Origin of the sequence: Allomuricauda sp. CP2A (assembly GCF_001683915.1) — a bacterium.
Classification (GTDB): Bacteria; Bacteroidota; Bacteroidia; order Flavobacteriales; family Flavobacteriaceae; genus Flagellimonas.
Genome location: NZ_LXTT01000101.1, coordinates 19580 through 30733, shown reverse-complemented (window position 1 = coordinate 30733; position 11154 = coordinate 19580). Strand labels below are relative to the sequence as shown.

Sequence of the window (11154 nt, the reverse complement as noted above, 5' to 3'; positions counted from 1 at the left end):
GAGTATGGACTTGGATTTTCCCTTAAGAAAAATCATTCATGTGGACATGGACGCCTTTTATGCCTCCGTGGAACAGCACGACAACCCCGAGCTGAAGGGAAAACCCATTGCCGTGGGAGGAGGGTCCAAACGGGGTGTGGTCTCCGCGGCCAGCTACGAAGCCCGAAAATTTGGGGTAAAAAGTGCCATGGCGGGGTATATTGCCCAAAGAAATTGCCCGGATTTGATTTTTGTAAAACCTCGATTTGACCGATACAAGGAAGTTTCAAATCAGATACGAAGTATCTTTTTTGAGTATACCGATTTGGTGGAGCCCCTCTCTTTGGACGAGGCTTATTTGGATGTGACGGAAAACAAAAAAGGGAATCCTTCCGCTACCTTGATCGCCAAGGAAATCCGTCAGAAAATTTTGGATAAAACCGGGTTGACGGCTTCGGCTGGCATTTCCATCAATAAGTTCATTGCCAAAGTGGCCAGTGATTACAACAAACCCAATGGACAGAAAACGGTGAATCCAGAAGAGGTCATTCAATTTTTGGAAGACTTGGATATTAGAAAATTCTATGGGGTTGGTAAGGTCACCGCCGAAAAGATGTACCGTTTGGGCATTTTTACGGGAAAGGACCTCAAACAAAAAACCATTGAGTTCTTGGACGAACACTTCGGGAAAAGTGGCAAATACTATTATTATGTGGTTCGGGGCATTCACAACAGTGCGGTAAAACCGCATCGTATTCCAAAATCGGTTGGTGCGGAACGTACTTTTTTTGAAAATTTGAGCAGTGAAATCTTCATGTTGGAAAAACTGGAAAACATTGCCAACGAGCTGGAACGAAGGCTTCAAAAGTCAAAAATTGCCGGAAAGACCATCACACTAAAAATAAAATATAGTGATTTCACCCTCCAAACCCGCAGTAAAACGCTTCCTTATTATATTGCCAGCAAAGATCTGATCTTGGAAACGGCCAAAGAACTGCTGTACCAGTCCACTTTACAGAACTCTGTGCGCTTGTTGGGAATCTCTCTGGCCAACCTCAATACGGAAAAGAAAAAGGAAGAGACCAAGAAAGAATCCGTGTCCGTTCAACTAAAATTTGAGTTTTAAATTGCTATACGATAATTTCTTGCTTACTTTGTGTAAGCAGCCCCCTATAATTTTATGACAAATTTATGCTATGCAACGACCCGAATTGCACCTACACATCATAACCACTGCGGGCAATCTTTTCTATACGAACGGTTATAATTCCACCGGAATCAATGAAATTATTGAAAAGTGCGACATTGCCAAGGCTACACTATACAGCCATTTTAAGTCCAAGGAGGACATTTGTGTTGCTTATCTTGAACAACGCCATGATGCCTTTATGGAATCCTTTAAAGGTTATGTAAGCCGACGAAAAAAAGGCAAAAATCAACTGTTGGCGATTTTTGACCTATTGCAGGATATGTACCGTGAGGAAAATTTTCAAGGGTGCTGGGGACAAAAGACCTTGGGCGAGCTTTCCCCAAAACAGAAAAAGATCCTTGGGGTCATTCAAAGGCAGAAGAGAGACCTGCTGCTGTTCTTGGGCGAGGTTGTGGGAGAAAACCTTCCCACTATTTCAAAGGCTGAGACAGAAAAAATCTCCGGAGGGCTTTATCTCTTGTACGAAAGTGCCATTACCGAAAGCCACCTCTTTAAAAACGATTGGCCCATTTATATGGCCAAAAACATTGCCCCTGCTCTTTTTGCTGATGCTGAATTAGACTAGAAAGATTGTCCAAAATTATCAATCCGCTTTCGTGTCAATTAGAGAAATTCGTGTCAAAAACGAAAAAATGGATTTGTATGGAGATTTCATACCTCCATCAGTTTTGCCAATGGGCGTTAAAAATAATCTTTACTGTCAGTTAGAGCGGAGTCGAGAACGCTTTACGCCATCAATTGACAAAACATCTCGACTGCGCTCGATATGACATTTCCACCTAATTGATTTTAGGCTTCAATAGTTTCCAAAGGCTGCGCCACTGGAAAATCAACAGGAATTTCTGTGGTGTTGTTGATATAATTGGAAATGGTTTTATCTCCAACCAAAACAATCGTGTCGATCAAGTTTTCCTTGGTCCATCCGGCTGCAAAGAAATTATCAACCACATGGGCATCTGTTGCCCCTCGGTTTTCGGTTGTATTTTTGGCCAAACGTGCCAAAGCATCCAATTTTTGGTCAAAAGAAGCCTTTCCAGCCCTAAGTTCCAGAATCTGCTCATCGGTAAAGCCGTTCATTTTGCCAATGGCGGTGTGTGCGGACAAACAATACAAACAGTTGTTGACCTGGCTCACGGCCAAATTCACCACTTCCTTTTCTTTGGCTTTCAATGAGGTTTTGGCGTTCGCAAAATTCAAGTAATTGCCCAAAGCGTTTTCTGAGTGGGCAAAGGTGGCGTAAAGGTTGGGAACAAAGCCCAAAGCTTTTTCCAAATTGTCAAAAATGGCCTGGTTGGCCGAACTTACTTCTTCTCTTTTAGGTACATTGATTGTGCTCATAATTCTAATTTTTAAAATGAATTGTTATAACTGGATTAATAGGTCTGTACAAAAGGTTTTTCGGCATCACAGTAGAAATCGTGATGGTATTTTTGTTCACAGTGTTCCGCAGCCTTTACGGTCTGTGTCACAGTTTTTTTGGGTGCTCTAAAAATCTCAATGAGATTGAAAATGGATTTTCCCGTGGACTTCATCTTTTATCTGTTTTAAATTACAGGGCAAAGATGCGGCGGAAAAGAGCGTGGGGGTTAGGAAGGATTTCCCGATGGCTTGACCAATTTTCCCTTAGGCCGTGAGAAGAAGGTTTTCACGGTATTCTGAAGGGGTCATCTGGGTCATTTTTTTGAAGAATCGACTGAAATGGGCCGGGTCATTGAACCCCAGTTCATAGGCGATTTCCTGATTCTGCTTATCGGTGTAATTGATAAGTCGCTTTGCCTCCAAAGCTATACGGTCCAAAATAATCTGTTGTGGCGATTTTTGGTTGTAAATGGAAAAGAGATTGGAGAGTGTCTTAGGGGATTTGTACAACATTTCGGCATAATCGCTCACCTTTCTCTTGGTCTTGTAGTGCAGGTCCACCAAAAAATTGAACCTTCGGATGGTGTCTATTTGCTCATTTCCAAGGGTTTTTACGATGAGCTGTTCCTTGGCCAAACGCGTGCTCATAATAATCAATCTTTTTAGGAGCATCTGTAGCATATCACCTTGGATATTGTCCGGGGTTGAAAACTCCTCAATGAACATATCATGCAACAAATCGAACTTGTTCAACTGATCTTGGGGAATGGTGATGATGGGGACATCTTGGGTTCCAAAAAACAGTATGCCGTTGCAGGAAACCTCGCTGTCATGATCAAACACACAATAAAATTCCCTGTTGAAAAGGATGGCCGAAAGTGGTAACTGTGCTTGGGAATACGAAACATGCTGTAGGTAGGTGACCGTGACAATTTGATTGGGCTCCAGCTCCAAATCCATTCCATCTATCTGAATGGTCAAGGGGCAATCGTTTCTGTTCCACAAAAATTTAATGGTCTTTGCTGTAATGGAAAATCGTTCTTGATCCCTTTTAATGTCTTCTGTAAAGCCCAAAATGGCCCCTAATCTGGAATCTTTGTATTCGTGTTTCATGGGTTGATCGTTCCTTTACAGAGCCTTTAGTCAACCTTTTTTGTTCATACTTACATGGCATATTCCGTCCATCAACAAACAAAATCTTAAACAAGACTGTTAATGTCTTGTCCATATTTCATCAATTTTATAGTATTGGGTATGAATGCACGTTTTTATGAAGAGGCCGTAACCCAATTTTACGGCAAAAGAAAGTTAGGGAGCTCTCCCATTTGTTCCATGGATTTTTATGCTCCTTTCTTTGACAGTATATGCCAAAACCTCCACGATGTTGAAACCTTGGATAGACTTTCAGACAAAGAGAAATGGGAAAACCTCTTCCCTTTCCGCCAAGAAATCATGGACAAAAATCATACGGTAGTCGTTACCGATGCAGCTATAAACATTGTTTATGCTACGCAGAACATGTATTTTATGAATGGCTATAAACCAGAGGAAATCATTGGCAAAAAACCTACACTATTTCAAGGCAAGGGTACGTGCCAAGAGACCAAACAGTTGATTTCAAAGGCCATCAAAAACAGAGTGCCCTTTGAGGTGGTTTTGGTGAACTACAAAAAAAATGGAGCCCCTTATCAATGTAAAATCAAAGGAGCTCCTATTTGGAATAAAGACGGAAAGTTGGTCAACTTTATCGCCTTTGAAAAAGAAGTTGCTTAGTTCCTCTTTCTCTTAAAAATTACAGTGCTCTATTTCGGTCACCCGAAGGGTGTTCACCATTCCTTTATCTTTTATGGGCATGGCCGCAAGACTGATGAGCATGTCCCCAACACCCAAAAATCCTTTTTTGCATGCAATTTGGTTCACATCTTCTATGGTTTGGTCCGTGGACACAAACTTGTCGTAATAAAAGGCCTTCACCCCCCAAAGTAAGTTCAACTGGGTCAGGATTCTTTTGTTGGATGTAAACACCAAAATGTGGGCACTGGGTCGCCAAGCGGATATCTGGAATGCCGTATACCCACTATTGGTCAAGGTGGAAATGGCCTTGGCCTGAATCTCATTGGCCATCAGTGCCGCATGGTAGCAAACGGACTTGGTAATGTATCTTTTGGTCCTGATATGGGGTGGTGTCTGGGGCACCTTGATTAAACTGGAACCTTCAACACTGTTTAAAATACTTGTTATTTTCTCAATGACCTGAACAGGATAATTCCCCACGGAAGTTTCTCCGGACAACATCACGGCATCGGCTCCATCCATGACGGAGTTGGCCACATCGTTCACCTCTGCACGGGTTGGTGTGAGGCTGGTGATCATGGTTTCCATCATCTGTGTGGCAATGATTACAGGAATTCTGGCTTTTTTGGCCCTGAGCACCAATTTTTTCTGAATCAAGGGAACCTCATGCGCTGGGACCTCAACACCCAAATCACCACGGGCCACCATCAATCCATCGCAATAGGCAACGATTTTGTCAATATTTTCAACCGCTTCGGGTTTTTCGATCTTGGCCACAATAGGAATTTTGTGGTCGGTGTGCTTACTGATCAATTCCTGAAGGTCCATCAAGTCTTGACTGTGGCGCACAAAGGAAAGTGCAATCCAGTCCACCTTATGCTCAATGGCATAGATGGCATCTTTGATATCTTTTTTGGTCAGCGCCGGCAATGAAATGGCCGTATTGGGCAGATTCACCCCTTTTTTGGATTTTAATGGACCTCCCTGAATCACCGTTGCCGTTACCTCATCCTTTCCATTGGTGGATTTTACCTCAAAGATGAGTTTTCCATCATCCAACAAAATACGCTCCCCTGGTTTCACATCAATGGGAAAGTTTTTGTAGTTCATGTACACCCTTTGGGCCGTGCCTTCAAAAGGCTCTCCGGTGGCAAAGGTGATTTCGTCCCCGGGGGCCACAACGGCCTCGCCACCCATTACGCCCACTCTAAGTTTGGGCCCCTGCAGATCTGCAAGTATTGATGTATTTACCTCCAATTCCTCATTTAACTCCCGTATCATCTTGATACGTTCTGTAACATCATCATAAGAGGCGTGTGAAAAGTTTATTCGAAAAACATCCACTCCTGCCAAAATCATTTCTTTGAGAACTTCTTTCTTACTGGTGGCAGGGCCCAACGTTGCTACAATTTTAGTCTTCTTTCTAGTTGGCATTTTTAAAAGATTAAATTTCTTTTTGATTTTAAGGTTTCTGTGTCAATGGGATATGCGGTGATGACCTTGGATATTTTGTTAATGGATTTCACCTTTTGTAAAAATGCTGGTTCCTCAGCGGCATCAACCTTTAAAAAATAGTCGACCTCTTTCCGCTCTCCTATCAGATAATTTGTCTTCATGGTCATTTCGTCACCAAAGAAGCCATCTGACGGAACAACTTCTTCAACAACACATTTGTTGGAGATCAGCGTCCAGTAGATGTCGTTCATTTCATCATCCCAATCAAACACAGAAAATGATAGATTTTCATCAAGGTGAAGGTCTTTTGCCATCCTTTTCAAATACAATCCGCAATTGGAGTTTATGGCATAGGTCATGGCATAATCCTCCAAATTACTGTGTATGGCGATGAGCTTAAAACTGTCATCATAAAAGTCTGCCGATATCTTGTGCGTCGTCAACATGCCCTTAACACGAAATGTAAATATACTCTTAATCCTATTGACTGCCTAGTTGAAACAAAACAATACACTTTTAAAACCAACGAAAACGTTTGAGTTTACTTTTATTTAAAGTTACTGGTTTTCAATTTTGTTCTGCAGGGCAAAATAGGCTCTTTTGGAAGCTTTTTCTTCTGCCTTCTTTTTGGAAGTTGCCCTAGCCTTGGCCATGATCCTATCGCCAATGGTGAGCTTAACGGCAAAGTGTTTTAGCTCGTCGTTTCCTGTGTCCTCGTACACATTATAATTGAACGATTTCTTCTGTTTTTGGCACCATTCTATAACGAGACTCTTGTAGCTGATGACCTTTCCTTCCAACTGTTCTATGTCCACGTAGGGCTCTATGACCCTCTCATTGATGAACTTTTCACAGTATTGGTACCCGCGATCTAGGTAAATGGCCCCCACCAAGGCCTCAAAGACATTGCCATGTATATTTTCCCCAAAATGGGATTTGGGAATCCGGCTCTCCACAAAACGCAAAAGATTGAGGTCTTTGCCCAATTCATTGAGGTGTTTTCTGCTCACTACTTTTGAGCGCATTTTGGTCAGATATCCTTCATCCCCTTCGGGGACCTCGTTGTACAGGTGTTTTGAAATGATGGTCCCCAACATGGAATCGCCCAAAAATTCCAGGCGTTCGTAATTCATGGGGTTTCCTTCGGAATCCTTTTTGTTCACGGAACGATGTAGAAAGGCCTTCTTGTAAATTTCAATGTTCTTGGGCTTGAAACCAAGGATTTTTTTAATCCCCAAAAAAAAATCCCCATCCGTTTTCGGATGGGAATTGAATATTTTAGAGGTGAGCTTCATAAGTACAAAACTACTCTATTTTTTTGAACAAAATGCAGGCATTATGTCCCCCAAACCCAAAGGTGTTGCTCATAGCCACATTGACCTCCCTTTCCTGCGCCTTGTTCAGGGTCAGGTTGAGTGAGGGGTCTATTTGCTCATCCACAACACTGTGGTTTATGGTCGGAGGCACCATGCTGTGCTGCATAGCCAATATGGAAGCGATGGCCTCAATGGCCCCTGCCGCTCCCAATAAATGCCCTGTCATGGACTTGGTTGAGTTGATGTTGATTTCTGGTGCATGATTTCCAAATACTTTGGAAATGGCCTTCAGTTCAGCAACATCCCCCAACGGAGTGGAAGTCCCATGCGTATTGATGGCGTCCACATCCTCTGGTTTCAACCCGGCGTTTTGCAAGCAGTTTTCCATCACTTTCACCACACCTATCCCTTCGGGATGGGGAGCGGTCATGTGGTAGGCATCGCTGGACAAACCACCGCCCAAAACTTCAGCATATATTTTTGCGCCCCTTGCTTTTGCGTGCTCATATTCTTCCAAAATGAGTGCACCACCTCCTTCACCCAGCACAAACCCATCTCGGGTTGCATCGAATGGTCTTGAAGCGGTTTCTGGACTATCATTTCTTGTGGAAAGTGCATGCATGGCGTTGAACCCGCCCATACCGGCAATGGTAACGGCAGCTTCACTTCCTCCGGTCACGATTACATCACAATGACCCAATCGAATATAATTGAGTGCATCGATCATGGCATTGGCCGAAGAGGCACAAGCGGAAACCGTAGTGTAGTTGGGGCCCATAAAGCCATGTTTGATGGAAATGTTCCCCGGAGCGATGTCTGCGATCATTTTTGGTATGAAGAAAGGGTTGAAACGTGGTGTTCCATCCCCTTGGGCATACCCGATCACTTCATTCTGAAAAGTTTCCAGACCACCGATACCGGCACCCCATATAACACCTACCCGAAATTTATCCACATTGTTCAGGTCGATCCCGGAATCTGCAATGGCTTCATCGGAAGATACCAGTGCGTATTGGGCAAACTTATCCAGCTTTCTGGCCTCTTTTCTGTCGAAGAAATCCTCTGGATTGTACCCTTTGAGTTCACAGGCAAATTTTGTCTTGAACTTCTCCGTATCAAAATATGTAATGGGCGCAGAACCGCTCTTTCCGGTCCGTAGTCCTTCCCAATAAGCTTCCAAATTGTTACCTATGGGGGTCAATGCTCCCATTCCGGTAACCACTACTCGCTTTAACTGCATTGAACTATTTTTTACCCTTTTGAACCTAAATTATAAAAAAAATTATCCATGTGCCTATCATCACATGGATAATTTATAATCTTTAGTAATATATCATATAATTACTTCGCTTCTTCAATGTAGCTAATGGCCTGGCCAACAGTTGCAATGTTTTCTGCCTGATCATCAGGGATTTGAATGTCAAATTCTTTCTCAAACTCCATGATAAGCTCAACAGTGTCCAAGGAATCCGCCCCTAAATCGTTGGTAAAGCTCGCTTCTGCTACTACTTCATTCTCATCCACACCTAGTTTATCAACGATGATAGCCTTTACTCTTGATGCAATGTCTGACATAATTATAGTGGTTTTAAAAATTTAATTGTTGGCAAAAATATAAAACTTTGGATTAAATACACTATTTGACGATAAAATGTACCCCAAATTAAACATCTTAAGATTCAGTATCTTACTTTAGCCGCCTGAAGTTAGTCCAAAATCATATCAATTCCTAACAGATGAAACAAATTGTCATCTTGGCATCGGGAAGCGGGTCAAACGCCGAAAACATCATCACCTATTTTAAGGAAAACCCAATGGTGCAAGTCTCTGCCGTGCTAACCAACAAAAATACCGCCAAGGTTTTGGAGCGGTGCGAACGACTCAAAGTTCCTGCTTTCTTTTTCAATAAAGCTGCTTTTATCCACTCCAATGCGGTGGTGCAGTTGCTCAAAAGCCTAAATCCTGATATTATTGTACTGGCCGGGTTTTTATGGAAGGTACCAACCAACATCATTGAGGCTTTTCCTACCCAAATCATCAATATTCACCCCGCTTTGCTTCCCAAATATGGCGGAAAGGGCATGTATGGGGCTAAAGTGCATCAGGCCGTAAAAGAAAATGGTGAGAAAGAAACCGGCATTACCATACATTATGTTAATGAGCATTACGACGAAGGTGCCATCATTTTTCAGGCAAAAACCCCAGTGGAGCCCTCGGATGATGCAGATAGTATTGCAGAGAAAGTGCACCAATTGGAATATGAGCATTTCCCAAAAGTGATTGAAAAACTTCTTTTATAATGGCGAAAAAACAGAAGTTTTATGTGGTATGGAAAGGCAAACACCCCGGCATTTTTGAATCTTGGGACGATTGTAAGGCCCAGATAGAAGGGTTCAAAGGCGCCCAGTACAAATCATTCGCCACTTTTGCCGAGGCCAAAAAAGCCTTCAACAGCAATTATTTGGAATACAAGGGCAAGTCCAAAGGAAAATCTGAGCTCTCCCCAGAGGAACTATTAAAAATAGGAGACCCCAATTACAATTCCATTGCCGTGGATGCCGCCTCCAGTGGAAATCCCGGAAAAATGGAATATCGTGGGGTGGATACCAAGACCAAGAAAGTACTCTTCAAACAAGGGCCGTTCAAGGAAGGTACCAGTAATATTGGTGAGTTTTTGGCTTTGGTACACGGATTGGCCTTTCTGAAAAAACAGAACAGTGATCGAATCCTATATTCAGACTCCCGAATTGCCATTGGATGGGTACGCAAGGGAAAGTGTGGCACCAAACTCAAGAAAAGTACCAAAAATGCTGCCCTTTTTGAATTGATCGAACGTGCCGAGGATTGGTTGAAAAAAAACCGCTACACCACTCCAATTGTGAAATGGGAGACCAAAGCATGGGGGGAAATCCCAGCTGATTTTGGCAGGAAATAAAGATTTTGTAGCGAAGAGATATAAGATGCTAGACAAAAGACCAATTTACTTGGACTTGATTTTGAACTTGAACTTATCACCTCTTTTTCTTAAATCCTATGCCAATGATTCCAATATGGAATATCAAACCGTATATTTGCACCAAAATTTAGTGAATGGGTGAATTGCTGATTGTCGGTAGCGTGGCTTTTGATGCCATTGAAACTCCGTTTGGCAAGACTGGTAAAATTTTGGGTGGCGCCGCACCTTTTATTGGGTTGGCTGCTTCACAATTCAAGGCAAAATCTGCCATAGTTTCTGTTGTAGGGGATGATTTTCCGCAAGCATACCTGGATTTATTGACAGACCGAAACATTGATATTTCTGGCATTGAAGTGGTAAAAGGCGGAAAAACCTTCTTTTGGCAAGGCAAATATCACAATGATCTGAATTCCCGAGACACTTTGGTGACCGAACTCAATACGCTTGGGGATTTTACCCCGGTTGTCCCCAATGACTTTAAAAATGCCGATGTGGTCATGTTGGGAAATCTGCACCCCAACACCCAGATGAGTGTAATTAATCAGATGGAAGAACGACCAAAGTTAATCGTTTTGGATACGATGAACTTTTGGATGGACAATACCTGGGACGAATTAATGGAGGTCATAAAGCGGATAGATGTCATCACCATAAATGATGAGGAGGCCCGCCAACTGACCGAGGAATATTCCTTGGTGAAGGCGGCTGCCAAAATCCAGGAAATGGGCCCTAGATATGTGGTCATCAAAAAAGGGGAGCACGGTGCCCTGTTGTTCCATAAGGAGAACATTTTCTTTGCCCCCGCCCTTCCTTTGGAAGAAGTTTTTGATCCCACAGGTGCCGGGGACACGTTTGCTGGTGGCTTTTCGGGCTATTTGGCCGAAACAGGTAATATTTCCTTTGAAAACATGAAAAATGCCATTATACATGGATCCAATCTGGCTTCGTTCTGTGTGGAACGATTTGGCACGGAACGGATGTTGGAATTGCAAAAACATGAGGTGGAAGCCCGCCTGATGCAGTTTAGGGATTTGACCCAGTTCAATATTGAATTAACATAAATTCGCGCCCTGAAATTTTCGGGG

Annotated in this window: 14 protein-coding genes; 6 read left to right on the top strand and 8 right to left on the bottom strand. The window is 42.8% G+C overall.

Annotated elements, in window-relative coordinates; genetic code table 11:
* The first annotated feature begins 4 nt into the window (after window positions 1-4).
* The gene (gene dinB / locus A7D14_RS11930) at window positions 5-1105 is read left to right on the top strand and encodes a DNA polymerase IV (protein WP_067034733.1); all 1101 of its coding nucleotides are present in this window, start codon (window positions 5-7) and stop codon (window positions 1103-1105) included.
* 70 nt (window positions 1106-1175) lie between these two features.
* Window positions 1176-1754 (top strand): TetR/AcrR family transcriptional regulator, encoded by a 579-nt coding sequence (locus A7D14_RS11925; RefSeq protein WP_067034730.1) that lies wholly within the window; start codon window positions 1176-1178, stop codon window positions 1752-1754.
* A 224-nt stretch (window positions 1755-1978) separates the two neighbouring features.
* Here A7D14_RS11925 and A7D14_RS11920 read toward each other — a convergent pair whose 3' ends face one another.
* The 3 genes from A7D14_RS11920 to A7D14_RS11915 form a co-directional block, all read right to left on the bottom strand.
* Entirely contained in the window at window positions 1979-2527 is a 549-nt protein-coding gene (locus A7D14_RS11920; RefSeq protein ID WP_067034727.1) for a carboxymuconolactone decarboxylase family protein, read from the bottom strand.
* 35 nt (window positions 2528-2562) lie between these two features.
* Window positions 2563-2721 carry a hypothetical protein gene (locus tag A7D14_RS20060; protein ID WP_176712415.1) on the bottom strand — a complete coding sequence of 53 codons (159 nt, stop codon included), beginning with the start codon at window positions 2719-2721 and terminating at the stop codon, window positions 2563-2565.
* A 91-nt stretch (window positions 2722-2812) separates the two neighbouring features.
* Window positions 2813-3661: a helix-turn-helix domain-containing protein gene (locus tag A7D14_RS11915; RefSeq protein WP_067034724.1), complete on the bottom strand. Its 849-nt coding sequence runs from the start codon at window positions 3659-3661 to the stop codon at window positions 2813-2815.
* A gap of 141 nt (window positions 3662-3802) precedes the next feature.
* Here A7D14_RS11915 and A7D14_RS11910 point away from each other — a divergent pair, with 141 nt between their 5' ends.
* Complete coding sequence (locus A7D14_RS11910; protein WP_067034721.1) at window positions 3803-4321, top strand: PAS domain-containing protein; 519 nt, start codon at window positions 3803-3805, stop codon at window positions 4319-4321.
* Window positions 4322-4333: 12 nt separating this feature from the next.
* Here the strand turns inward: A7D14_RS11910 and pyk are convergent, their stop codons facing one another.
* The 5 genes from pyk to A7D14_RS11885 form a co-directional block, all read right to left on the bottom strand.
* Window positions 4334-5776, bottom strand: coding sequence for a pyruvate kinase (gene pyk / locus A7D14_RS11905; RefSeq protein WP_067034718.1), 1443 nt, complete (start codon window positions 5774-5776; stop codon window positions 4334-4336).
* Window positions 5777-5778: 2 nt separating this feature from the next.
* Window positions 5779-6243, bottom strand: a complete 465-nt coding sequence (locus tag A7D14_RS11900; protein ID WP_067034715.1) for an IPExxxVDY family protein — start codon at window positions 6241-6243, stop codon at window positions 5779-5781.
* A gap of 111 nt (window positions 6244-6354) precedes the next feature.
* Entirely contained in the window at window positions 6355-7092 is a 738-nt protein-coding gene (gene rnc, locus A7D14_RS11895) for a ribonuclease III (RefSeq protein WP_067034712.1), read from the bottom strand.
* 10 nt (window positions 7093-7102) lie between these two features.
* Window positions 7103-8353 (bottom strand): beta-ketoacyl-ACP synthase II, encoded by a 1251-nt coding sequence (gene fabF / locus A7D14_RS11890; RefSeq protein ID WP_067034710.1) that lies wholly within the window; start codon window positions 8351-8353, stop codon window positions 7103-7105.
* 101 nt (window positions 8354-8454) lie between these two features.
* Window positions 8455-8688 (bottom strand): acyl carrier protein, encoded by a 234-nt coding sequence (locus A7D14_RS11885; protein ID WP_009778413.1) that lies wholly within the window; start codon window positions 8686-8688, stop codon window positions 8455-8457.
* Between the two features lie 161 nt (window positions 8689-8849).
* Between A7D14_RS11885 and purN the strand changes: the two genes are divergently transcribed.
* The 3 genes from purN to A7D14_RS11870 all read left to right on the top strand — a co-directional run bounded on the left by purN (window position 8850) and on the right by A7D14_RS11870 (window position 11130).
* Window positions 8850-9413 carry a phosphoribosylglycinamide formyltransferase gene (gene purN / locus A7D14_RS11880; RefSeq protein ID WP_067034708.1) on the top strand — a complete coding sequence of 188 codons (564 nt, stop codon included), beginning with the start codon at window positions 8850-8852 and terminating at the stop codon, window positions 9411-9413.
* A complete protein-coding gene (locus A7D14_RS11875; RefSeq protein ID WP_067034703.1) occupies window positions 9413-10048 on the top strand; it encodes a viroplasmin family protein in 636 nt (211 codons plus the stop codon). Before purN ends, A7D14_RS11875 begins: the two co-directional genes overlap by 1 nt.
* A 155-nt stretch (window positions 10049-10203) precedes the next feature.
* Complete coding sequence (locus A7D14_RS11870; protein WP_067034700.1) at window positions 10204-11130, top strand: PfkB family carbohydrate kinase; 927 nt, start codon at window positions 10204-10206, stop codon at window positions 11128-11130.
* The last annotated feature ends 24 nt before the right edge of the window (window positions 11131-11154 follow it).